General features: G+C 63.7%; 19 protein-coding genes. 9 read left to right on the top strand and 10 right to left on the bottom strand.

The window, feature by feature from the left end:
* Window positions 1-414: 414 nt before the first annotated feature.
* Both B9Z01_RS00390 and B9Z01_RS00395 read left to right on the top strand, forming a co-directional pair.
* Window positions 415-1,716: an Nramp family divalent metal transporter gene (locus B9Z01_RS00390; RefSeq protein WP_085480292.1), complete on the top strand. Its 1,302-nt coding sequence runs from the start codon at window positions 415-417 to the stop codon at window positions 1,714-1,716.
* A 109-nt stretch (window positions 1,717-1,825) separates the two neighbouring features.
* Window positions 1,826-2,029 (top strand): DUF1289 domain-containing protein, encoded by a 204-nt coding sequence (locus B9Z01_RS00395; RefSeq protein ID WP_085480293.1) that lies wholly within the window; start codon window positions 1,826-1,828, stop codon window positions 2,027-2,029.
* 123 nt (window positions 2,030-2,152) lie between these two features.
* Here B9Z01_RS00395 and B9Z01_RS00400 read toward each other — a convergent pair whose 3' ends face one another.
* Together B9Z01_RS00400 and B9Z01_RS00405 are read right to left on the bottom strand one after the other, a co-directional pair.
* Window positions 2,153-3,391 (bottom strand): MFS transporter, encoded by a 1,239-nt coding sequence (locus B9Z01_RS00400; RefSeq protein ID WP_085480294.1) that lies wholly within the window; start codon window positions 3,389-3,391, stop codon window positions 2,153-2,155.
* A gap of 315 nt (window positions 3,392-3,706) precedes the next feature.
* Entirely contained in the window at window positions 3,707-5,299 is a 1,593-nt protein-coding gene (locus B9Z01_RS00405; RefSeq protein WP_085480295.1) for an ABC-F family ATPase, read from the bottom strand.
* 294 nt (window positions 5,300-5,593) lie between these two features.
* On the opposite strand from B9Z01_RS00405, the gene B9Z01_RS00410 reads away from it, so the two are divergent.
* Complete coding sequence (locus tag B9Z01_RS00410) at window positions 5,594-5,803, top strand: dodecin (protein ID WP_085480296.1); 210 nt, start codon at window positions 5,594-5,596, stop codon at window positions 5,801-5,803.
* A 406-nt stretch (window positions 5,804-6,209) separates the two neighbouring features.
* Here the strand turns inward: B9Z01_RS00410 and B9Z01_RS00420 are convergent, their stop codons facing one another.
* The 4 genes from B9Z01_RS00420 to B9Z01_RS00435 all read right to left on the bottom strand — a co-directional run bounded on the left by B9Z01_RS00420 (window position 6,210) and on the right by B9Z01_RS00435 (window position 11,237).
* Window positions 6,210-7,316: a BMP family ABC transporter substrate-binding protein gene (locus B9Z01_RS00420; protein WP_085480297.1), complete on the bottom strand. Its 1,107-nt coding sequence runs from the start codon at window positions 7,314-7,316 to the stop codon at window positions 6,210-6,212.
* Between the two features lie 103 nt (window positions 7,317-7,419).
* A complete protein-coding gene (locus B9Z01_RS00425) occupies window positions 7,420-8,349 on the bottom strand; it encodes an ABC transporter permease (protein ID WP_085480298.1) in 930 nt (309 codons plus the stop codon).
* Between the two features lie 27 nt (window positions 8,350-8,376).
* Window positions 8,377-9,483: an ABC transporter permease gene (locus B9Z01_RS00430; RefSeq protein WP_085480299.1), complete on the bottom strand. Its 1,107-nt coding sequence runs from the start codon at window positions 9,481-9,483 to the stop codon at window positions 8,377-8,379.
* Between the two features lie 98 nt (window positions 9,484-9,581).
* On the bottom strand, window positions 9,582-11,237 hold the full coding sequence (locus B9Z01_RS00435) for an ABC transporter ATP-binding protein (protein ID WP_085480300.1): 1,656 nt from the start codon (window positions 11,235-11,237) through the stop codon (window positions 9,582-9,584).
* 252 nt (window positions 11,238-11,489) lie between these two features.
* Between B9Z01_RS00435 and B9Z01_RS00440 the strand changes: the two genes are divergently transcribed.
* Window positions 11,490-12,422, top strand: coding sequence for a LysR substrate-binding domain-containing protein (locus tag B9Z01_RS00440; protein WP_085480301.1), 933 nt, complete (start codon window positions 11,490-11,492; stop codon window positions 12,420-12,422).
* A gap of 129 nt (window positions 12,423-12,551) precedes the next feature.
* On the opposite strand, the gene B9Z01_RS00445 is transcribed toward B9Z01_RS00440, so the two are convergent.
* Window positions 12,552-13,940 carry an 8-oxoguanine deaminase gene (locus tag B9Z01_RS00445; protein WP_085480302.1) on the bottom strand — a complete coding sequence of 463 codons (1,389 nt, stop codon included), beginning with the start codon at window positions 13,938-13,940 and terminating at the stop codon, window positions 12,552-12,554.
* A gap of 593 nt (window positions 13,941-14,533) precedes the next feature.
* Between B9Z01_RS00445 and uraH the strand changes: the two genes are divergently transcribed.
* The 4 genes from uraH to B9Z01_RS00470 all read left to right on the top strand — a co-directional run bounded on the left by uraH (window position 14,534) and on the right by B9Z01_RS00470 (window position 18,333).
* Window positions 14,534-14,887: a hydroxyisourate hydrolase gene (gene uraH, locus B9Z01_RS00455; protein WP_085480304.1), complete on the top strand. Its 354-nt coding sequence runs from the start codon at window positions 14,534-14,536 to the stop codon at window positions 14,885-14,887.
* Between the two features lie 363 nt (window positions 14,888-15,250).
* Window positions 15,251-16,444 (top strand): urate hydroxylase PuuD, encoded by a 1,194-nt coding sequence (locus B9Z01_RS00460; RefSeq protein ID WP_085480305.1) that lies wholly within the window; start codon window positions 15,251-15,253, stop codon window positions 16,442-16,444.
* Between the two features lie 276 nt (window positions 16,445-16,720).
* Window positions 16,721-16,987, top strand: coding sequence for a helix-turn-helix domain-containing protein (locus B9Z01_RS00465; protein WP_085480306.1), 267 nt, complete (start codon window positions 16,721-16,723; stop codon window positions 16,985-16,987).
* On the top strand, window positions 16,984-18,333 hold the full coding sequence (locus B9Z01_RS00470) for a type II toxin-antitoxin system HipA family toxin (RefSeq protein ID WP_085480307.1): 1,350 nt from the start codon (window positions 16,984-16,986) through the stop codon (window positions 18,331-18,333). Before B9Z01_RS00465 ends, B9Z01_RS00470 begins: the two co-directional genes overlap by 4 nt.
* Before the next feature lie 484 nt (window positions 18,334-18,817).
* On the opposite strand, the gene B9Z01_RS00475 is transcribed toward B9Z01_RS00470, so the two are convergent.
* Window positions 18,818-19,708 carry a LysR family transcriptional regulator gene (locus B9Z01_RS00475; protein ID WP_085480308.1) on the bottom strand — a complete coding sequence of 297 codons (891 nt, stop codon included), beginning with the start codon at window positions 19,706-19,708 and terminating at the stop codon, window positions 18,818-18,820.
* 104 nt (window positions 19,709-19,812) lie between these two features.
* Between B9Z01_RS00475 and B9Z01_RS00480 the strand changes: the two genes are divergently transcribed.
* Window positions 19,813-20,607, top strand: a complete 795-nt coding sequence (locus tag B9Z01_RS00480) for an SDR family NAD(P)-dependent oxidoreductase (RefSeq protein ID WP_085480309.1) — start codon at window positions 19,813-19,815, stop codon at window positions 20,605-20,607.
* Window positions 20,608-20,902: 295 nt separating this feature from the next.
* Here the strand turns inward: B9Z01_RS00480 and B9Z01_RS00490 are convergent, their stop codons facing one another.
* Together B9Z01_RS00490 and alc are read right to left on the bottom strand one after the other, a co-directional pair.
* Window positions 20,903-21,415, bottom strand: a complete 513-nt coding sequence (locus B9Z01_RS00490) for an ureidoglycolate lyase (protein WP_085480311.1) — start codon at window positions 21,413-21,415, stop codon at window positions 20,903-20,905.
* On the bottom strand, window positions 21,412-22,425 hold the full coding sequence (gene alc / locus B9Z01_RS00495; RefSeq protein WP_085480312.1) for an allantoicase: 1,014 nt from the start codon (window positions 22,423-22,425) through the stop codon (window positions 21,412-21,414). Before alc ends, B9Z01_RS00490 begins: the two co-directional genes overlap by 4 nt.
* Between the last annotated feature and the right edge of the window lie 36 nt (window positions 22,426-22,461).

Raw genomic sequence — 22,461 nt, forward strand, 5'->3', positions numbered from 1 at the left:
GCGCTCCGTTATTTCGCTGTCATCTCGTTGTCAGCCAGGTGCATGCGTGGTGCGCAAGGCGCGCGCGAGGAAGCGTGGCTGGCGACGTATCCGGGTTGCGCCGGTGGCGCTTCTGCGGCATGTCCGTAGTCCGTCTATAGTCCTTCCTTCCGCCTTGATCTTTCGATACGCATCGGGCGGTGCCGGCGCATGTCCAGCGCATGCTTGAAGTGGACGCCAGCCGCATTGCGCCCAACAGTGCACAATAGCTGCTTGAGGCCCGGCGGATGAAGCTGTCTTGCCAGCCCCGCGCACGCCATCGCGCGACGACTGCCCGGCTCGCTCCGCCCGCCCCACTGCCCGCCCCACTGCCCGCCGCGCACGCAACGGGCATGTGGCTTGCAACAGGATGTGTTTTCCCGACCTCGGGTACTGATGAACACCAATCCTTTCGCATTGCGTCCCAACCGCCGCCCGGGTCTGCCGGGTGAGCCGACGCGTCCCGCGCACTGGTTCTCGTTCCTCGGCGCCGGGGCGCTGATCGCGGTTGGCTACATCGATCCCGGCAACTGGGCGACCGCGCTCGGCGCCGGCGCGGGCTACGGCTACCGCCTGCTCGGCATCGTGCTGCTGGCGAGCCTGATGGGAATGCTGATGCAATGGCTGTCGTCGCGGCTCGGCGTCGTGACCGGGCGCGACCTCGCGCAGCTGTGCCGCGAACGCACCGGCCGGCGCGGCACGCTGTTCCTGTGGGCGACGAGCGAGGTCGCGATCATCGCCTGCGACGTCGCCGAGGTGGTCGGCAGCGCGGTCGCGCTGCAATTGCTGCTCGGCGTCTCGCTGACGGTCGGCGTGATGATGTCGGCGGTCTGCACGTTCGCGCTGCTCGCGCTGCGGCACCAGGGCGGCCGCAGGCTCGAAGCGGTGATCGCCGCGCTGATCGGCTTCGTCGGCCTGTGCTTCGTGGTCCAGCTCGCGCTCGCACGGCCCGACTGGCGCGCGGCGCTCGCCGGTACCGCGCCGAGTCTCGAGCTGCTGAGAAACGCGGGCATGGTGTGGCTCGCGGCGGGCATCGTCGGCGCGACGGTCATGCCGCACAACCTCTATCTGCACTCGGCGCTCGTCAAACATCACGCGCCGGACGGCAGCGATCCGCAGATCAAGGTCGCGCTCCACGTGGTCAATCTCGATACCTTCGGCTCGCTCGCGTTTGCATTCGTCATCAACGCGGCGCTGCTGATCGTCGCCGCCGCGGTGTTCTACGCGAGCGGACATCGCAACGTGACCGATCTCGCCGACGCGCATCGGCTGATCGCGCCGCTCGTCGGCAGCCGCTGGGCCAGCATCCTGTTCGCGGCGGCGCTGCTCGCGTGCGGCCTGAGCGCGACCGTCACCGGCACGCTGGCCGGCCAGACGGTGATGGAAGGCTTTCTGCGGATACGGCTGCCGCGCTGGAAGCGCGCGCTGCTCACGCGCGCGCTCGCGATCGGCCCGGCGCTGCTCGCGGTCGCGCTGTTCGGCCCGCACGGCTCGAATCAGTTGCTGGTGGCGAGCCAGGTGGTGCTGAGCCTGCAATTGCCGCTCGCCGTCGTGCCGCTGATCCGTTACGCGTCCGATGCGCGCCTCATGCGCAGCTGGCGCGTGCGCGGCGTGCCGCTCATGCTTGCATGGCTGTCGGCGGCGTTCATCGTGCTGCTCAACGCGGCGCTGTTGTGGCAACTGGCATTCGGCGCGTGAGGGTCCGAGCATCGGATAAGCGCATCGGCTAACATAGCGGAACTTCGCTTTCGCATCTTAATTCCGCACCTCAATTGCGCGACTCAATTCCGCATCCCCAAGGTTTCCGATGACTTCGAATCTCCACGATCTCCCCGACAGCCCGTGCATCGGCGTCTGCTCCACGCTCTTCGATGAAGTTTGCAAAGGCTGCGGGCGCACCGCCGCCGAAGTGTCCAACTGGGTATTCCTGAGCGACGAAGAAAAACGCGCGATCTGGGAGCGTATCGAACGGGAAGGTACGGCGATGCGGTTTCAGAACGACAAGGTGTAAAGCCACGGTCCGCGCGCATCGCACGTTGCGCGTTGGACGTCGCACGCTTGCTGACCATAAAAAATGCCGGGGCGGTGAACCGCACCCCGGCATTTTTCATGGTCAGCTGTCGAGTTGCGTCACTCAGTCAGGCGACGCGTCGCAGGCGCACTCGAGCGAAGACACGCGGGTCGTTCGCTCCGATACGGCAAGCCGTTGCAGTGCCGCAAGGCCCAGCAGAGCAAGTCCAAGCCCCAGCGTGAAATCAGCGTGGACGCCCGCGCGGTCGACAATCGTGCCGCCCACTGCCGAGCCCACGGCAATCGCCACCTGGATGACGCTGACGAACATCGCCGAGCCCGCTTCGGGCAAGTCCGTCGTGCCGCGCTGAATCCATACGCTAAAGCAAAGCGGCAGCGCGCCGAACGCGACGCCCCAAAGCAGCATCCCGGCAGTCTCGCCGATGGGCGAATGCTCGAGCAGCAACATCGACGACATCGCGCCGAGAAGCAGCAGAATCATCGCGGCGACAGACTTCTTCAGATGGTCCGAGACCACCATCGACGTCAACGCATTCGAGAAGAAACCGATCAGGCCAAATCCGAACAGCAACAGCGTGATGGCACTCAACGAGAAATCGTGCTCGAGCAGCGGAGCGATGTACGTATAGGTCGAAAAATGCGCGCCAAAGACGAGCGCCACCATCACCATGCTCAGCCTCGTGTGAGGCCGGGCAAGCAACGCCCTGAAATCGGCGACACGCAACGCCGACGCCGACGGCAACGAAGGCACGAGGAACACTTGCGCCAGCAACGCGAGCGATACCAGGCCCGCGGTGGCGGCGAATGCCATACGCCAGGACGCAAACGACGCGATGAACGTCCCGAGCGGCACGCCGATGACGGTGGCAAAGGTCACGCCAGTCAAAATGGTGGCGGTTGCTTTAGCCGCGTCCTTCGCCTGCACGAGTCGCGGCGCCGCCGCGGTCGCCAAAGTCCAGAAGCCGCCCAACGCAGCGCCGAGCAAGGCCCGCCCAACGAGCATGACCGCAAGGCCCGGCGCGATTGCACACACGACGTTCGCAATCAGAAGCACCGCGGTGAGCAGCAGAAAGACGTAGCGCCGATCCATCTGGCCAGCGCTGACGATCAGCGTCGGCGCGAATATCGCTGCCATCACGCCGGGTGTAGTGATCATCAGACCCGCGACGCCGGTCGACACGCCCAGGTCGTGTGCGATTTGCGGCAGCAATCCGACGGGCAGAAATTCGGCCGTCACGAATGCGAACGCACTGACGGCAACGGCGATCACGGAGAGCCATTGAGCCGCCGAGGTTGAACTTCCGTCCAGTGATACTGGAGTCGTGGCTGTGTTGATTTGCATGGTGGGACCGATGCCAGGTTGAAGCGTCAGAGTTTAGGCTGTGCTTCACGCCGGAAAAAGCATCGTCTTATGAAAAGAGTTGACGGTGTGGCTGAACAATGGACGAGCGGTTGAGGCCGCACGAGTACCGTCGTGTCAGGGAGGCAGAGCGATCAAGCCTTTCTCTCCCGGAAAGCCGCAAAACGCGCCGGCAAAAAAAGCCCGCCTCCACATGGAGCGCGGGCTCTTACCAGCAAACAGATGGCCGGGTGTCGTGATTGCAGACGCGCATGCCGACACCACTCACCCCGATCCGAGGATCGAGGCGCGGAACGCTTACTCCACGCCCTGGCTCGTCAGGAAATCCTCATAGTTGCCGCCGAAGTCGTTCAGCGTGCCATTGGTCTTCACTTCGATGATCCGGTTCGCGAGGCCGCTCACGAACTCACGGTCGTGCGAGACGAAAATCAGCGTGCCATCGAACTTGTCGAGCGCGATCTGCAGCGACTCGATCGACTCCATGTCCATGTGGTTGGTCGGCTCGTCCATCATCAGCACGTTGTGGCGGCCGAGCATGAGCTTGCCCCAGATCATGCGGCCCTTCTCGCCGCCCGAGAGCACCTTGACCGACTTGCGGATGTCGTCGGCGTTGAACAGCAGCCGGCCGAGCGTGCCGCGCACCATCTGCTCGTCGTCGCCTTCCTGACGGTACTGGTCGATCCACTCCATCAGCGTGGTGTCGTTCGGAAACTCTTCGTACGTGTCCTGCGGCATGTAGCCGACGTTCGCGTTTTCCGCCCACTTCACACTGCCGTGGTCGAGTTGCAGATTGCCGAGCAGCGAGCGCAGCAGCGTGGTCTTGCCCGCGCCGTTCTCGCCGATGATCGCGATACGTTCGCCCGGCTGCACGCTGATGCTGAAGTTGTTGAAGATCGTGCGCTCGTACTTCTTCGAGATGCTTTCCGCGACCACTGCGATGTTGTGCAGCTTCTTCTCGAACTCGAAGCGGATGAACGGATTCTGCCGCGACGACGGCTTGAATTCCTCGATCTTGATCTTGTCGATCATCTTCAGACGGCTGGTGGCCTGACGCGCCTTCGATTTGTTCGCCGAGAAGCGGCGCACGAAGTCCTGCAGGTCGGCGACGCGCTCCTTCGCCTTCGCGTTGGCGGCCTGCTGACGCTCGCGCGCCTGCGTGCTCGCGAGCATGTAGTCGTCGTAGTTGCCCGGATAGACCTTCAGCGTGCCGTAGTCCATGTCGGCCATGTGCGTGCAGACCTGGTTCAGGAAGTGCCGGTCGTGCGAGATGATGATCATCGTCGAGTTGTACTGGTTGAGCACGTCTTCCAGCCAACGGATCGAGTTGATGTCGAGGTTGTTGGTCGGCTCGTCGAGCAGCAGCACATCGGGCTTCGAGAACAGCGCCTGCGCGAGCAGCACGCGCAGCTTCCAGCCGGGCGCCACGTTGCTCATCGGGCCGTTGTGATCTTCGATCGCGATGCCGATGCCGAGCAGCAGCTCGCCCGCGCGCGCTTCGGCCGTGTAGCCGTCGTACTCGGCGAACTTCGCTTCGAGTTCGGCGGCGTGCATGTAGTCGTCGTCGGTGGCGTCGGGGTTCGCGTAGATCGCGTCGCGCTCGGTCATCGCGGCCCACATTTCGGTGTGGCCCATCATCACGACGTCGAGCACGCGCACGTCTTCGTACGCGAACTGGTCCTGGCGCAGCTTGCCGAGACGCACGTTCGGTTCGAGCATCACGTTGCCCGAGCTCGGCTCGAGATCCGAACCGAGAATCTTCATGAAAGTGGATTTGCCGCAGCCGTTCGCACCGATCAGGCCATAGCGGTTCCCTTCCCCGAATTTGACTGAGATGTTTTCGAAGAGGGGCTTCGGCCCGAATTGCATGGTGATATTGGCGGTAGACAGCACGGCGCGTCCCTTTGAATGTGATATCGGCGAAAAACCGAATATTTTAGCAGATTATCGCGAATCTATCCCGCGCATCCCGCGTCAGGCGCTTGGCGCGCCGCCCCCCAATACCGGGCACACGATGTGCGGCACCACCGGCTCGGCCGCCGCGTGTTACGTGCCGTGCATGCGGCCGCCTATCGGCGCGAACCGTTGCCTATACTTTTGTGATGGCGCTTTTTCCGAAGCGCCTTTCTGAAAGCGTCGTTCCGAACAACGCTTTTCCGACCCGCGGCGCAGACCAAGGAGACATCCATGTCAGACCACGTTTACAAGAAGATCGAACTGACCGGTTCATCGACCCAATCGATCGACGACGCCGTCAGCACCGCGATTGCCAAAGCGTCGAAGACGCTGCGCAATCTGCACTGGTTCGAAGTCACGGAAACGCGCGGCCAGATCGAAAACGGCAAGGTCGCGCACTGGCAGGTGACGCTCAAGGTCGGCCTGCGTCTCGACGACTGAGCCGCCGCGCGGCCACGCTCTGCCGGGCCAATCCGCGAAATCGGCAGGCACAGAAAAGCTGCGTCCGGGTTGGACGCAGCTTTTTCCCGGCTATTGACGGCCCACAGTTGACGCGGCAACGGCCGCAGGCGAGCCGTTCGTAAGCTGGACAATGCGCGCCAGGCGGCGCCTGACGGTTCTGACGGTTCTGACGGTTCTGACGGTTCTGACGGTTCTGACGGTTCTGACGGTTCTGACGGTTCTGACGGTTCTGACGGTTCTGACGGTTGGCAAGGGCCAGCAAGCGCCTGCAAAAGAGTCAGCAAAAAGGAGTCGGCAAAAAGCCAGCCAGAATCGGCGCGAGCCAGCACGCGGCGGCCCGCCCCGGTTGCCCCGCCCGGGCGCCCTCGCCTGCTCCCACTCCGGCTTACTTCGGCAGCGACCCGTCCACGCCTTCCACATACCAGTTCAAGCGCTGCAATTCAGGATCGGTTAGCGTCTTGCCATCCGGAATCTTCACCGCGCCGGACTGATCCTTGATCGGCCCCGTGAACACGTCACGCTTGCCGCTCGCGAGTTCGTCGCGCTTCGCCGCGACCTGTTTCAGCGCGTCGGCCGGAATCACCGAGGTGTTCAGATCCTCGAGATTGACCGCCTTTTGCGGCAGGCCCCACCACACCGGATCGTTCTTCCACTTGCCGTCGAGCACCTGCTGGATCACCGCGCTGTAGTACACGCCCCAGTGCGCGACCACCGAGCCGAGGTGCGCGTCGGGACCGAACTTCTTCATGTCCGAGTCCCAGCCGAACGCGTGCACGTGTTTCTCCGACGCGGTCGCGAGCGTCGCGCTCGAATCGGTGTTCTGCAGCAGGACGTCGGCGCCCTGTCCGATCAGCGTTTCGGCGGCCTGCTTTTCCTTGCCCGGATCGAACCAGCTATTGATCCAGATCACCTTCATATGCACCTTCGGATTCACCGAGCGCGCGCCGAGCGTGAACGCGTTGATGTTGCGCACCACTTCGGGAATCGGCACCGATGCGACGAAGCCGAGCATGTTGCTCTTCGTCACGTAGCCCGCGGCGACGCCGGCCAGATACGCGCCCTGGTACATGCGCACGTCGTAGGTGCCGAAGTTCGGCGCCTTCTTGTAGCCGGTCGCGTGCAGGAACACCGTGTCCGGGAAGTCCTTGGCAACTTTCAGTTGAAAGTCCTGGAAGCCGAAGCTCGTGCCGAAGATGATCTTGTTGCCCTTGTTCGCGAGATCGCGGAACACGCGCTCGGAGTCGGCCGATTCCGGCACGTTCTCGACACGCGTGATCTTGATGCGGTTGCCGAACTTCGCTTCGGCTTCCTTCGAGCCCTGGTCGTGCGCGAAGGTCCAGCCGGCGTCGCCCGGATTGCCGAGATAGACGAAGGCGACGCCCGGCGCGTCGGCGGCCTGCGCGGTTTGCGCGAGCGGCGCGGTCAATGACGCGGCAAGCGCGAGTGAGGCCGCGCCCGAGGCGAAGGCGGTCAGCAGATTTCTTCTCTTCATGTTTTTCCCCTGTCGTGTTGAGCGGATGGTGTTGAGTGGTTGGCGTTGAGTGGATCGTATCGATCGAGTCGTGTCGAGCGGACGGGCGAAAACGCCTGCCCGCTCAGCCCGCCGAGAAAAACGGCTTGCCCAGCGATGCGGGTGCATTCAGACGAATCGTGTTCGGATTGCGCGAAATCAGTGCGAGCACGACGATGGTCGCGACGTACGGCAGCATCGCGAGGAACTGCGTCGGCACCGGCACGCCGATCGCCTGCGCATAGAACTGCAGGCCCGTGACCGCGCCGAACAGCAGCGCGCCGATCAGCAGCCGCCCAGGCCGCCACGTCGCGAACACGACGAGCGCCAGCGCGATCCAGCCGCGGCCCGAGGTCAGGTTCTCCTGCCACAGATGCAGATTGACGATCGAGTAATAGCCGCCCGCGAGCCCCGCCATGCCGCCGCCGAACGCGACCGCGCCGTAGCGCACGCCGATCACCGGAAAGCCGACCGAGTGCGCGACCTGCGGCGATTCGCCGACCGAGCGCAGCACGAGCCCCGCACGCGTGCGATAGAGGAACCAGCCGATCGCGGCGAACATCAGGAACGCGAGGTAGTCGAGCGGCGTGAGGGTAAAGAGCGCCGGACCGAGCACCGGAATCTTCGAGAGACCGGGAATGGTCCACGTGTCGATCGTCGCGCGCACGGCGGCCGACGTGTACGGCTTGCCGACGTACGCCGACAGCCCGATGCCGAAGATCGTCAGCGACAGGCCGGTCGCGACCTGGTTCGCGAGCATGGTCAGCGTGAGGAATGCGAATAGCAGCGACATCGCGAGACCGGCGCCGATCGCGGCGAGCACGCCGAGCCACGGGCTGCCGGTGATCGCCGTGACCGCGTAGCCGCTCACGGCGCCCATCAGCATCATGCCTTCCACGCCGAGGTTGAGCACGCCCGACTTTTCGGCGACGAGTTCGCCCGCGCCCGCGAACATCAGCGGAATCGACGCGGTGATGGCGCTCGAGGTGAGTGCGCTGGCTTGCTGGATATCCATAAACGATGTGCGGGCGGGTTAGCGGGTTTAACGAACCACGGCGGCCGCCGAGCGGCGCCGCACACGGTAGTTCACGAACAGGTCGGCGCCGAGCAGGCTGAACAGCAGCAGCCCCTGGAACACTCCCGAGAGCGCCTGCGGCAATTGCATCGAGGTCTGCACCGCTTCGCCGCCGAGGTAGAGCAGCGCCATCAGCAGGCTCGCGAGCACGATGCCGAGCGGATGCAGCCGCCCGACGAACACGACGATGATCGCGGTAAAGCCGTAACCGGGAGACCATGTCGCCTGCAACTGGCCGATCGGGCCGGCGATCTCGCCCATGCCGGCGAGGCCCGCGAGAGCGCCGCTGATGAGCAGCGACGTCCAGATGGTTTTCTTGTCGGAGAAGCCCGCATAGCGCGCGGCGAGCGGCGCGAGCCCGCCGACGTTCATCCGGTAGCCCGCGAAGCTCTTGCGCATGAAGAGCCACACGAGCGGAATCGCGATCAGCGTGACGAACACCGAGGCGTTCAGGCGCGTGCCGCGCAGCCATTTCCAGTGCCAGTCGCCGTACAGCGTCGGATAGAGCGCGTCGCCGCTGAACATCTCCGAGAGCGGGAAGTTCATGCCCTGCGGATCGCGCCACGGGCCGCTCACGAGATAGATCAGCAGTTGCGTCGCGACATACGTGAGCATGAGGCTCACGAGAATCTCGTTGGTGTTGAAGCGGCTCTTCAGGAACGCGGGAATCGCTGCCCACGCCATGCCGCCCGCCACGCCGGCCGCCATCATCGTCGGCAGGATCCACCAGCCGCTCGCCTGATCGAAATAGATCGCGACGCCGCTCGCAGCGATGCCGCCGAGCAGCATCTGCCCTTCGGCGCCGATGTTCCAGACGTTCGCGCGATAACCGATCGCGAGACCCAAACCGATCAGGCACAGCGGCGACGCCTTCAGCAACAGTTCGGACCAGCCATTGATGCTCGCGAGCGGCTCGATGAAGAACGCGTGCATCGCCTGCAACGGGTCGCGCCCGACGAGGCCGAAGATCAGGAAGCCGATCGCGAGCGTGAGCAAGGCGGCGATCAGCGGCACGGCAAGCTGCATCGAGCGCGAGGGCGTCGTGCGGGCTTCGAGTCGGTAGGGAAGCATCATGGGTAGCGTGTGATCGTTCGGGTTCTGTTCTGTCAGGTCAGCAACGGTTGCGCGGTGCGCCCGCGCAAGACAAGGCGGCGGACAACGCGCGCCCCACTTCACGCATGCGCGGGCTGGTCCGCCGAGGGCGCCGCGCCCTCGCGGTCGCCGAACAGCCCCGCCATCCAGCGGCCGATTTCCTCGGCATTGGTCGCGCCGGTCGCGCGCACCGGCGAGAGCCGCCCGCCCGCAAGCACCGCGATGCGATCGCAAATGTCGAACAGCTCTTCCAGTTCCTCCGAGATCACGAGAATCGCGACGCCGCGCGCCGACAGATCGAGCAGTTGCTGACGGATGAACGCCGCCGCGCCGACGTCGACACCCCACGTGGGCTGCGCGACCACGAGCACCTTCGGCGCCTGCAGAATCTCGCGGCCCATGATGTATTTCTGCAGATTGCCGCCCGACAGACTTTGCGCGAGCGCTTGCGGACCGCCGCAACGCACGTCGAACGCGTCGATGCAGCGCTTCGCGAACGCGTGCATCGCACCCGCGCGAATCCAGCCCGACTTCACCATCTGCTGACGATGCGCGGTGAGCAGCGCGTTGTCCGCGAGGCTCATCGCCGGCACCGCGCCGCGGCCGAGACGCTCCTCGGGCACGAAGCCGAAGCCGAGCGCGCGGCGGGCGCCCGCGCCGAGGCGCGCTGCCGCCTTGCCGCAGATCGTGATCGCGCCGGCAGGCATGCTGCGCCTTTCAGCGCGTTTTTCACCCCGTTTTTCACCCCGTTTTTCACCCCGTTTTTCACCCGATAACGCCGCCAGCAACTCGGCCTGTCCATTGCCCGACACACCCGCAATGCCGAAGATCTCGCCCGCATGCACGCTGAACGACACGTCGGTGAGCGAGGTGCCGAACGGATCGTCGCTCGCGACCGACAACTGTTTCACCTCGAGCAGCACCGCGCCCGGCTTGTGCTCGCGCCGCGTGTAGTCGGGCAGCGAATGGCCGACCATCAGTTGCGCGAGCGACGCATGCGTCTCGCCCTTCGGACTCACGTGGCCGGTCACACGGCCGCCGCGCATCACGGTCGCGGTGTCGCACAGTTCCTGGATTTCATCGAGCTTGTGGCTGATGTAGAGGATGCTGCAGCCTTCGGCGGCGAGCCGGCGCAGCGTCGCGAAGAGCTTTCTCACCGCCTGCGGCGTGAGCACCGAGGTCGGCTCGTCCATGATCAGAAGGCGCGGATTCTGCAGCAGGCAGCGCACGATTTCGACACGCTGCCGCTCGCCGACCGTGAGGCTATGCACGTGACGCTGCGGATCGATGTCGAGGCCATAGTCGGCCGACACTTCGCGAATCCGTTTGGAGAGCGTCTTCAGGTCGAACGGTTCGTCGAGCGCGAGCGCGATGTTTTCGCCGACCGTGAGCGTCTCGAACAGCGAGAAGTGCTGGAACACCATGCCGATGCCGAGCTTGCGCGCGGCCGCCGGGCTCGCGATCTCGAGCGCCTCGCCTTCCCAGCGGATCTCGCCGGCATCGGGCCGCACCGCGCCGTAGATGATCTTCATCAGCGTGCTCTTGCCCGCGCCGTTTTCGCCGAGCACCGCGTGAATTTCTCCCGGCGCGACGACGAGCGTGACGTCGTCGTTGGCCCGCACGGCCGGGTATTGCTTGGTGATGCCCTTGAGCGCGAGCCGCGGCGGCGCCGGACTCGGGCTCAACCCCGGCCCCGGCTGCGCGGTGACGCCGTCGCTATATGAAGAGTCGCTCATGTGATTTCGTAGTGCGTCAGTGACTGCCGGTTTCCGCGCGGTTTCGTCCACCGTGCCGGCAGGCGATCCGTCACCACATCCGGATGACAATACCTAATTCGACCCACTCAGTCGAGCCGACAAAATTCCCGCAAACCCGCGTCACTGCGAGCTCTGCGGGTATGCCACCCTTGACGTCATTTTTTGTCCATATTAAAACCCATATACCCCTACACCTACTCGATCAGCCAGCACATATATTTCGGAGAATTCATGAGCCAGCAACGCGAGGCGATCGACACGTACCTGCTGCGGGTCCTGCACACGCTGTTGATGGAGCGCAGCGTCACGCGCGCAGCCGTCAAACTCAATCAGTCACAACCGGCGATCAGCGCCGCGCTGCGCCGTCTGCGCGACATCACCGGCGACCCGCTGCTCGTGCGCGGCAAATCCGGCATGGTGCCGACCGAGTACGGCCTGCGCCTGCTCGAACCGGTGCAGAACGCGCTGCGCGAAATCGAGCGCATCCGTTTCCAGCAGCACAACTTCGACCCGACCACCTCGATCCGCTGCTACCGGATCGGCTGCCCCGACTATCTGAACGTGCTGTTCGTGCCGACGGTCGTCGAGCGTTTTCGCCAGGCCGCGCCGAACGCGACGCTCGAATTTCATTCGCTCGGTCCCGCGTTCGACTACGAACTCGCGCTCGAAGACGGCAAGCTCGACATCGTGGTCGGCAACTGGCCGGAGCCGCCCGAGCAACTGCATCTGTCGAACCTGTTCGTCGATCAGATCGTCTGCCTGATGAGCAACACGCATCCGTTCGCGAAGCGCGGCGGGCTCACGCTCGACCAGTACCTGAACGCGCCGCATCTCGCGCCGACGCCGTACTCGGTCGGCCAGCGCGGCGCGATCGACGTGCACCTCGCGCGCGAGCGGCTCAAGCGCCACGTGGTCGTCACGCTGCCGTACTTCAATCTCGCGCCGTACGTGCTGATCAAATCCGATCTGATCTTCACGACTACCCGCCTCTTTGCCGACTACTACGCGAAGTTCCTGCCGCTCACCGTGGTCCCCGCGCCGCTCGACTTCCCGCCGATGCAGTACTACCAGTTGTGGCACGAGCGCGTGCATTACTCCGACGAAGTGCGCTGGCTGCGCGGACTGGTCGCCGAGGCGACCCGGACGTTGATCGACAAGCCCTGAGGCCATTTCGGGAACGGCCGGCATCCGTGCGGCGCGGATGCGGCCGGCCCTGCCTCCTCCATCCGCCCGCCGTGCGGCTCCTTCGTACCGCCTCGTCCAGCCGCGTTTTTCCGCCCTCGCTTTCTGCCTTCAGGCGGCCGCTTCGTACAGCACCCGCGCGAGCCGGTTGTGCCGCTCGATGACCGGCCCGAGTTCGAGCGTCGCCAACTGCCCGTCCCTCACGACCACCTTGCCGTCGATCACGCTATGGCTCACTTGCGACGGCGCGCAGAACACCAGCGCCGCCACCGGATCGTGCAGCGCGCCCGCGAAAAGCGGCTGACGCAGATCGAACGCGACGAAATCCGCTGCCATGCCGGGCGCGAGCGCACCGATGTCGTCGCGATTGAGCACGTGCGCGCCGCCGAGCGTGGCGATTTCGAGCGCCTCGCGCGCCGTCATCGCGTCGGGCCCGAAACCGACGCGTTGCAGCAGCAGCGCCTGCCGCACTTCCGCGACCATCTGCGCGCCGTCGTTCGACGCCGAACCGTCGACGCCCAGCCCGACCGGCACGCCTGCCAGGCGCATGCGCTTCACGGGCGCGATACCCGAGGCGAGCCGCATGTTCGAGCACGGACAATGCGCGACGCCGGTGCCGGTGCGCGCGAACAGTTCGATGCCCGCGTCGTCGAGTTGCACGCAGTGCGCATGCCATACGTCGCGGCCGACCCAGCCGAGGTCCTGCGCATACTCGGCGGGCGTCATGCCGAACTTCTCGCGGCTGTATTCGACGTCGTTGAGATTCTCGGCCAGGTGCGTATGCATCGACACGCCGAACTGGCGCGCCATCAGCGCCGATTCGCGCATCAGGTCACGGCTCACCGAAAACGGCGAGCATGGCGCGACCACGATGCGCAACATCGCGTAGCGGCCTGCGTCGTGATACGTCTCGATCAGACGCTGCGTATCCTCGAGAATGGCCGCCTCGGACTCGACCACCGAATCGGGCGGCAAGCCGCCGTCTTTCTGCCCCACGCTCATGCTGCCGCGCGCCGCATGAAAACGCATGCCGATGCGGTGCGCCGCGGCAATGCTGTCGTCGAGGCGGCTGCCGTTCGGATAGATGTACAGGTGGTCGCTCGACGTCGTGCAACCGGACAGCAGCAGTTCGGCCATCGCGGTCAGCGTCGAGACTTCGATCATGTCAGGCGTGAGGTTCGCCCACACCTTGTAGAGATTCGTGAGCCAGCCGAACAGCTCGGCGTTCTGCGCGGCGGGAATCGCGCGCGTGAGGCTCTGGTACATGTGGTGGTGCGTATTGACGAGACCTGGAATCACGAGGTGGCCGCGCATGTCGAGCACTTCGTCGGCCGTTTGCGGCAATTGCGCCGTCGGTCCGACCGCGACGATGCGGTTGTCCTCGATATAAAGGCCGCCGTCGCGCAATTCGCGCCGCTCGCCGTCCATCGTGACGAGCACGTCCGCGTGCTTCACGAGCATGGTTTTGCCGGGTTTTTTCGCTGCCTGGTTCATCGTCATTCGTCTCTCCGCCTGATTGCCTGGATGCAAAGCCGTTCGAACGCGATGGGGCGGCACGCCCACCGTGCCGCCGCGTTCGCTCGAACGCCATTGGCCCGGTTACCCAGCGTGGTGCGCCGTCTTCGGGGTTTCTTTCTCATTTCCGCCGGAAGTCCCCTCGAAGGGGCTCCCTTTGGAGCATGCGGCGCGTGCGGACCATATCGGGTCCGCACGCGCCGCACTGCCGTAACCTTCGGCAGCCAAAATTCGGCTGGCAACTCGCGCCACTGCGATACCCGCCTTCACGCCACCGATATATTGAGCTTTTTTGGCGCCGGTACGATCCGCCGATGGGCCGGCGCGCGTCGCCGGGATCGCCCGCCTGGCGGCCCGGCGCGCCGTGCTGGCTTTCGGCTGGCTGTCCATCATGCGCCAACTATTATCTTTCCTATCGGGTGCTCGCCTGACGGGCCATCCTTTTTACAATGGCTTCCACGGCGCTCGCTTCAGTTCGCCGACGGGTATGTAGCCACTGACGTGGAGCCTCGATCCGCCGCAAACGTTATGGATCGGGCCGCCGCCGACACCTCGCATTCACACAAGGACAATTGCGAATGGGCAAGCTTACTACCCACGTGCTCGACACCGCGAACGGCCGTCCCGGCGCGGGCATCAAGGTCGAACTCTTCGCGCTCGCGGGCGACACGCGCCGCGCGCTCAAAACCACCCTCACCAACCACGATGGCCGCTGCGACGAGCCGCTGCTCGAAGGCGACGCGCTCGTCGCGGGCGAATACGAACTCGTATTCGGCGCGGGTGACTACTTCGCGTCGATCGGCACGAAGGTGCCGGAGCCGCGCTTCGTCGATCGCGTGGTGTTGCGCTTCGGCGTGGCCGACGCCGGCGCGCACTATCACGTGCCGCTGCTCGTGTCGCCGTGGTCGTACAGCACGTATCGGGGCAGCTAAAGCACGGCTGGCCCATGCGGCGCCTGTGGCACGTGCGGCGCATACGAGCCGCGCCCGATTGCATTGCGCGGATGCGCGCCGGTCAGACTCGGAACATTCGAGCCACGACCCGCGAACATGCGCGAAACGCAATCGGCCACGCGGCCTGAGCGGGCACGAGCACAGGCACGGCTGGAAGCACAAGCAGGTACAAGCAGACACAAGCAAGGGCGCACGCCCCGCGATACCCATAAAAACCGTCGCGCTGCGTTTTTTACCCCGCAGTCGGCGCGATGACGAGACATCCGTTGAAGACCCGCGAGCCGGGTCCGCGAAACGACTCATGTCATCGCGCGTACAACGAATCAGAAGTGGAGGAGTTTCATGGAAGGCTTTATTACTGACTGGCTGAACCTCGCGATTCGCTGGTTCCACGTCATCGCCGCGATCGCATGGATCGGCGAATCGTTCTATTTCGTCGCGCTCGACAACAGCCTGAAACCGCCGCAGGACCCGAACCAGCGCCGCCGCGGCGTGTTCGGCGAGCTGTGGCACGTGCACGGCGGCGGCTTCTACAACATGCAGAAATACACGGTTGCGCCGCCTGAAATGCCCGAAGACCTGCACTGGTCGAAGTGGCCGTCGTACACGACGTGGCTCTCGGGCTTCGGTCTCTTCACCGTGCTGTATCTGTTCTCGCCGAGCACATATCTGATCGATAAGAACGTGCTCGACATGGGACCGGTGGTTGCCGTTGCATCGGCGATCGGTTTTCTCGCGGCCGGCTGGATCGTCTACGACTCGCTGTGCCGCATTCTCGGCAACCGCGACAAGGTGCTCGGCATCTGCGTCGGCCTCTATGTGCTGATCGCGGCCTACCTCGCGTGCCATATTTTCTCGGGCCGCGCGGCGTATCTGATTATGGGCGCGATGCTCGCGACGATCATGTCGGCCAACGTGTTCTTCGTGATCATCCCGGGCCAGCGCAAGATGGTCGACGCGATGCTCAAGGGCGACACGCCGAACCCGATCTACGGCAAGCGCGGCAAGCAGCGCTCGGTGCACAACACGTATTTCACGCTGCCGGTCGTGTTCGCGATGCTCTCGAATCACTACGCGATGACCTACACGCATCCGTACAACTGGGCCGTGCTCGTCGTCATCATGCTGGCCGGCGCGCTGATCCGTCAGTTCTTCGTGATGCGTCATCGCGGCCAGGTGCTCTGGTATCTGCCGCTCGTCGGCGTCGCGCTGATGTGCACCGCGCTCGTCTGGACCATGCCGCGGCCGGTGGTGCCGCAAGCGCAGGCCGCCAACGCGCCGACGCTCAAGGTCGCCGACATCGCGCCGGTGTTGCAGCAGCGCTGTGTGGCCTGCCACTCCGCGCATCCGACGATGATGGGCAGCGCGCCGGCCGGCGTGCTGATGGATACGCCCGATGAAATCTCGCAGAACGCGCAGCGGATTTATCAGCAGGCGGTCACGCTGAAGGCGATGCCGCTTGGCAACGTCACGCACATGACCGACGAAGAGCGGATGAAGATCGCGGCATGGTTCGAGGGCGGTGCGGCGAAATAAAGTGAGCGGCCTCGCGGCCGGACGTGCGGTCCGGCTGCGCCTGGCCGGCGCAGTAGATGAAGCGGGCTTGTCGCGTGAGTGGCAAGCCCGCTTTGGTTTTTGGGCGTGGGGTTTCGCGGTACGCTCGTTTACTCTCTTTTTGTAGCCTCAAGGCTACAAAATAATCAAAAGCCTTATAATTTGTAGCCCAAAAGGCACAGAGCAAGATCCTATTTTTGTGTCTCTTAGGCTACAATAAATCTGGAATTCACAGAATTTGACGCCTTGGGGCTACAAATGACCAATCTAGCCGATGTCTCGGACATGCTCAAAGCCGTGCGACACGACAGCAAACTCTCGCAGGAGGAACTCGCGCGCCGCGCGGGCGTCGCTCGCACGACCGTCGCACGCATGGAAACGCTCGCCAAAAACGACATGAGCGTGTCCGTGCTCGTGCGCCTGCTCGAAGCGGCCGGTTATGACCTCAAGTTCGTCGCACACGGGCATGGGCGCACGCTGGAAGACATCCTCGCAGAACAGCGCAGCCCGGGCGCGCAGTCATGAAGCTCGACGTTCAGGTGCTGGGCAAAAACGTCGCCACGCTGTTTCGCGAACGTGATGACTACGTCCTTCGATACAACCGCGACGCGAGCGCGGCCGACTTCGTCAGTCTGACGATGCCGGTGCGCGAAGAGGCTTGGCGCTGGCCGCGCGACCTGCATCCGTTTTTCCGGCAGAACCTGCCCGAGGGCTATCTGCTGAATCTGATCCGCGAGCAATTCGGGCCGCTGCTCGACGGAACCGATCTGTCGCTGCTCGCCGTGGTGGGCTCGATGGGGATTGGCCGGGTCACCGTCACGCCCGAGGGCGTCGCGCCAGGCACGGAGCTGCAGGCGCTCGACGTACAGAACATCCTGCACGGCGACAATTCCGCCGAGCATTTCGCGCAACTCGTGCGCGAATATGCGCGCGCGGCCATCTCGGGCGTGGTGCCGAAGTTCATTGCGCCGCAAGCGCAGCCGTCGGCTGAGTCAACGCCCTTGCGGCTCGGCAAACCCACCATCCGCACGAGCCGCCACATCGTCAAAGGTTCGGACGACAACACGCCCTTCCTCGGTTTCAACGAGTTCTATTCGATGCGTGTGCTGGAGCGACTCGGCGTGGCGCCCGTCGCGCGCACGCAGATGTCGGACGATGGCCGCGCGCTGATCGTCGAGCGCTTCGACGTCGACGCGCAAGGATTGCCGGCGTACGGCGTGGAAGACCTGTGCGGCCTGCTCGGCCTGCCGCCGCATGAAAAATACAATTCGACCAGCGAAAAAATGCTCAACGCGGCAAGAGCGTATCTGCTCGATCGCGACAGCATGCGGGCGCAACTGCAGCAGCTCGGCTGGCATCTGCTGACGAATTACATCGTGCGCAATGCGGATTGCCACACCAAGAACGTTGCGCTGTTCTATACGTCGGTCGACGATGTTGCGTTCACGCCTGTCTACGACGTCGTGACGACGCAGGCTTATCCGCGCTTCGCGGCCAATCCGCCGGGCCTGCCGATCGACGGCCGGAAAACCTGGGCGGCGGGCAAAACGTTGGAGCGCTTTTTTAGCACGCGCATGGGTATCGCCCCGCGGCAATATGCGCAGATGGTCGAGGCGCTGTGTGACTCGGCTGTCGCCGTGGGCCACGAGCTGATCGAGGCGGCGCGCAACGAACCACCATGGCGCACGGTCGCGAAACAGATGCTGCACGCGTGGGACGACGGCATGGCATCGCTGCGCTCGCCGAAGAAAAGCCTGCAATTCAAGGGACTCAAACCGGCCATCGAAGCCGCCGGTTTTTCCGCCCCCGAGCCGCCTGAGCGGGCTCGCGAAGTGATCGGGCGCTCACCGCTTCTGGGCAAACGAAGCTGATCGCGCAACCACGCACGCGCATGTGCCATTGCGCTTCGTCAACGCCCATAAAAAATGTCAGCTATCAAGCTTTTCGCGCGCATCACGCGAAGCTTGAAACCTTTGACAGCACAATAGGTTAGCTCGCTTCTGACCGCCTTCGGAGACTCAGGCGTGGTTAGCTGGGAGCTACATAGGAGCGTTGACAAAGAAAGCCAGGGCGAACTGTAGGGGCAGCTTGCCGGCAAACGGCGGGTTTGCTCAATCATGAGTAGCTCACCCTCCATCCTGTCCAGAACGAAGAACGTATGGCGTTTGGCTGTGCGACGAAACCTTCGGCAAAGATGGAATGTGAGGTGTTCGAGGGAGTAATGCCAACCAGGTTTCAGGGGACGTGTTCGTGCTCTGCTTCTTGAGCTTTCATGGCTCGCGCGATCGCCAGGAAGTCCGCTTGGTTGATTCCGAAGTCCCGCCATCGCTGAACATTTCTCTGTAAGTTCGGGGGCTAAATACGCTGTGGTATGGCCTCCGCAAAAAAGTCGGTGACCCGTCGCACACGCGCCGGTACAAACCGGCGTCTCGGCCAGACGAGGCTTATGTCTCTGGCGTCGCCTATAAATTCGTCGAGAACAGTGAGGACGTCCGGATGCCGGAGATCATCGGCAAGAGAGACCTTGGCAAACCGGCCGATTCCCACGCCGGCTAGAACACCAGCTCGGATCGTTTCGACACTGTTGGACGTGAGATTTCCGCGCACGGACACGCTAAATTGACCTTCTGGTCCTACAAAAGACCAATGCGTTGACTCCGCCAGGCCGCGATATACAAGGCAATTGTGACCAACGAGCTCGGCGGGGGTCTTTGGCATTCCGCGTTGCTCGAAGTAGCGACGGGATCCAACGCATACGAGGGGCGTGCTGGCCACGCGTCTGGCAATCGCGTCGGGATCGTTGACGGACCCCACCCGGATCGCCAGATCGATCCCGTCCTCCACCATATCTCGCACGAAGTCCGAGAGAATGAGATCGACCTGAAGGCCAGGGTTGAGCGATAACAGGTCGGGGATAAGCGGCAAAATATGAAGACGGCCGAAAGTACCTGATGCAGCGATCCTGATCAGACCCGAGACATTGTGCGTGCTGCTGGTCAGTTCGCTGTCGGCGTCATCCATCTCGTCAAGCAGCGGTTTTGCCCGGTCGTAGTATCTCTGCCCTTGATCCGTCAGGGTCACGCTGCGCGTACTTCGGTTAAATAACGCCACCCCGAGGCGTCTCTCGAGCGCGCCGATAGCCTTGCTGATGGCCGACTGTGAGTCGCCGGTTCGACGCGCGGCGGCGGTAAAACCGCCTGCTTCAACCACGGCTATGAAGGCGTTTAATTCGTGGAATCGATCCATATTAATTCCCCTTTGGAATTAATATTATTATAATTCAAGTTATTATCATAGGATCAGGCATCACCCACAATCCAGCTTTCTCCACACGTTGAAGGACTGGTGCCATGAATATCGATCTCACTGGCCGCAAGGCCGTCGTTACCGGGTCAACGGCGGGTATCGGCCGAGCCATTGCAGAAGGGCTGGGGCGCGCAGGCGCCGCGGTCGTGATCAACGGCCGCACGGAGAAGCGCGTCTCCACGGCGCTTCGGGAGCTTCGCGAACTCTTGCCAAAGACGGAGTTTACTGGCGTCATCGCCGATCTTGCGACCCCGGAAGGCGCGGCGGAATTATTCGCTCAGGCGCCGGATGCGGACATTCTCGTCAACAATGTGGGTACTGGGCGTCCGAAGTCCTTCTTCGAAATTGAGGACAGCGAGTGGATCGATCTCTTCGAACTTAACGTCATGAGCGGCATTCGCGCCTCCCGCCACTATATGCCGAACATGACGAAGCGCGGCTGGGGGCGCGTCGTCTTCATCAGCAGCGAGTCCGCGCTTGCCATCCCCAAGGACATGATCGACTACGCCACGACCAAGACCGCTCAACTCGCCATTGCGAGGGGCTTGGCCGAGGTGGTCGGCGGAACGGGCGTCACCGTTAATTCGGTTCTTCCTGGTCCGACGAATTCAGAGATCATGGGTGGTTGGGCGCAGGCGAACGCAGATGCGCAAGGCATTACGCGTGAGGAAGCCGAGCAGCAGTTCCTGAAAACGAATCGCCCGACCACGCTCCTCAATCGCTTCGCGACAACCGAAGAAGTCGCAAACCTGGTCGTCTATGTCTGCTCGGAGCAGGCGTCGGCGACAACAGGCACTTCCTTGCGTGTCGACGGCGGTGTCGTTCGGACAATTGCCTAGGGCGCACGCTTTTTCACTCGCTCATCCCGGAGTTCGACGGCCTGCGCCTGGGATTGTGCCGCATCGACAACGGACTTGGTGAGTTCGATCTTAGCCATGACGACTCCTCGGAAAGACCCGATTCCCAGGAGCCCGATAGGGGCCAGGAGCAGGGAAGCCAGGTCAAGTTTCGGAAAGCACCGGCATAGGGGGGTGCGGACAAAATCCTGAAATAAAAAAGCCCGCGGCACACCTGCGCCGCGGGCTTTCCATCAAAACCAGACTGTTGCCGGCTACCCGGCAACAGCATCACCTGTCAAACCGCCACCGCACTCAACGCATCTTCCGTGAGCCACAGCGGCTCCGCCAGATCCTGCTCGTTGAGATTGAGCCCGTCTCCACCGCGATCGACGACGATAAAGTCGCTCACCCCGCCCAACGCGATCAGCGGATGGTGCCATACGCCCTTCGCGTAGTTGACGCCCTGCCAGCCGCTCGTGACGAACGCGCGGATCTTCGACGCGTCGAGTTCGCCCGCGGGGGCGACCACGACCAGATACGGCTTGTCGTTGAGCGGCACGAACGCCTGGCTGCCGAGCGGATGACGCTCGAGCATCTTCACCTCGAACGGCAGCGTGCGCGGCTGGCCGCGAAACAGGTTCACGAGCGTGCGGCCGTTCTCGTCGGTCACGTCCACTTTCGCGAGATCGTGATAGCGGATCGTCGTGCCGAGGTTGATCGGAATCTGCTTGGCGCCTTCGAGTTCGATCACGTCGCCGAATGCGGCGAACGACTCTTTCGTCAGCGGTTCGATGGCGAGTGTTTTCATGATTCGAGCGTACCCCACAGACGCAGACGCGACACGCCACCGTCCGGAAAGATATTGAAGCGCACGTGCGTGACGGGCCCGAGCGCCGCGATTTCGCTTTCGAAGAAATGCTGCTTGTCCATCTGCAGCTTCTGTTCGCCGAGCAGCACCGGCCAGAACATCGCCTGCGTGACGAGCGAGCTGTCGGTGCCGCCCTTCACATACGCGGCCTGGATCGAGCAGCGGTCCGGATAGTTACCCTTGAAGTGCGCCGTGTCGACTTCGATCTTCCTGATCTCGCCCGGCTGCGCGAGCGCGACGATCGCCCAGTCGTTGCCCGGCTCGCGGCGACGGCGCGTTTCCCAGCCGTCGCCCATGTTCACGCCGCGGCCCGGCATCAGGATCGTCGACGCCGCGCCGAAGTGCTGGTTGTTCGCGCCGACCAGATACGCGCCGTTTTCCATCGCGGCGAGATCGAACAGCTCGGTGCGGCTCGCGCCGGCCCAGTCGACCTGCGGCTGACCGTACACGCGCAGACGCGCGATGCCGCCATCCGGATAGATGTTCACGCGCAGATGCGTGTACGCGTTCGCGTCGCTGACTTTGAGGTAGTGGTGGCTATTGCCCTGCAAGGTGGTCGACGGCACGATCTCGGTCCATTGCGTCGACTGGCTCGGCGCGCCGTCCACGACACGCGCCGCTTCCACCGACGCAGCCGGCGGGAAGTTGCCCGTGAAGTGGCTCGTATCGAGGTCGAGCCCCTTGATTACACCCGGACGCGCGAGCTTGACGACGCACCAGTCGTAGCCGGTCGTGCGCTTGCGGCGCGTTTCCCAGCCGTCCATCCACTTGCCGTTGTCGTCGTACTTGCCCGGAATGAAGACGGCCGGCTCCGGATTCAGCATGCGGTCCTTCGACGCGAAAAATTCGTCGCTGGCCTCGAGCGCCTGCGCGCCGAGACGCGGGTCCGCCAGGTTCACGTAACGGCGCGTGAAGTCCGGTGCGTTGGGATCGAGAATCGGAAGTGCCATCTTTGTCGTCCTTGATATCGTTCGATACTGGAAAAA

Origin of the sequence: Paraburkholderia susongensis (assembly GCF_900177725.1) — a bacterium.
GTDB lineage: Bacteria > Pseudomonadota > Gammaproteobacteria > Burkholderiales > Burkholderiaceae > Paraburkholderia > Paraburkholderia susongensis.

Excerpts from the sequence above, each read along its gene's own strand:
- B9Z01_RS00430 (WP_085480299.1), bottom strand. The coding sequence starts at position 9,483 with ATGATGCTTCCCTACCGACTCGAAGCCCGCACGACGCCCTCGCGCTCG.
- alc (WP_085480312.1), bottom strand. The coding sequence starts at position 22,425 with ATGGCACTTCCGATTCTCGATCCCAACGCACCGGACTTCACGCGCCGT.
- uraH (WP_085480304.1), top strand. The coding sequence starts at position 14,534 with ATGGGCAAGCTTACTACCCACGTGCTCGACACCGCGAACGGCCGTCCC.
- B9Z01_RS00395 (WP_085480293.1), top strand. The coding sequence starts at position 1,826 with ATGACTTCGAATCTCCACGATCTCCCCGACAGCCCGTGCATCGGCGTC.
- B9Z01_RS00390 (WP_085480292.1), top strand. The coding sequence starts at position 415 with ATGAACACCAATCCTTTCGCATTGCGTCCCAACCGCCGCCCGGGTCTG.
- B9Z01_RS00425 (WP_085480298.1), bottom strand. The coding sequence starts at position 8,349 with ATGGATATCCAGCAAGCCAGCGCACTCACCTCGAGCGCCATCACCGCG.
- B9Z01_RS00465 (WP_085480306.1), top strand. The coding sequence starts at position 16,721 with ATGACCAATCTAGCCGATGTCTCGGACATGCTCAAAGCCGTGCGACAC.
- B9Z01_RS00460 (WP_085480305.1), top strand. The coding sequence starts at position 15,251 with ATGGAAGGCTTTATTACTGACTGGCTGAACCTCGCGATTCGCTGGTTC.
- B9Z01_RS00475 (WP_085480308.1), bottom strand. The coding sequence starts at position 19,708 with ATGGATCGATTCCACGAATTAAACGCCTTCATAGCCGTGGTTGAAGCA.
- B9Z01_RS00480 (WP_085480309.1), top strand. The coding sequence starts at position 19,813 with ATGAATATCGATCTCACTGGCCGCAAGGCCGTCGTTACCGGGTCAACG.
- B9Z01_RS00490 (WP_085480311.1), bottom strand. The coding sequence starts at position 21,415 with ATGAAAACACTCGCCATCGAACCGCTGACGAAAGAGTCGTTCGCCGCA.
- B9Z01_RS00435 (WP_085480300.1), bottom strand. The coding sequence starts at position 11,237 with ATGAGCGACTCTTCATATAGCGACGGCGTCACCGCGCAGCCGGGGCCG.
- B9Z01_RS00410 (WP_085480296.1), top strand. The coding sequence starts at position 5,594 with ATGTCAGACCACGTTTACAAGAAGATCGAACTGACCGGTTCATCGACC.
- B9Z01_RS00440 (WP_085480301.1), top strand. The coding sequence starts at position 11,490 with ATGAGCCAGCAACGCGAGGCGATCGACACGTACCTGCTGCGGGTCCTG.
- B9Z01_RS00470 (WP_085480307.1), top strand. The coding sequence starts at position 16,984 with ATGAAGCTCGACGTTCAGGTGCTGGGCAAAAACGTCGCCACGCTGTTT.
- B9Z01_RS00445 (WP_085480302.1), bottom strand. The coding sequence starts at position 13,940 with ATGACGATGAACCAGGCAGCGAAAAAACCCGGCAAAACCATGCTCGTG.
- B9Z01_RS00420 (WP_085480297.1), bottom strand. The coding sequence starts at position 7,316 with ATGAAGAGAAGAAATCTGCTGACCGCCTTCGCCTCGGGCGCGGCCTCA.
- B9Z01_RS00400 (WP_085480294.1), bottom strand. The coding sequence starts at position 3,391 with ATGCAAATCAACACAGCCACGACTCCAGTATCACTGGACGGAAGTTCA.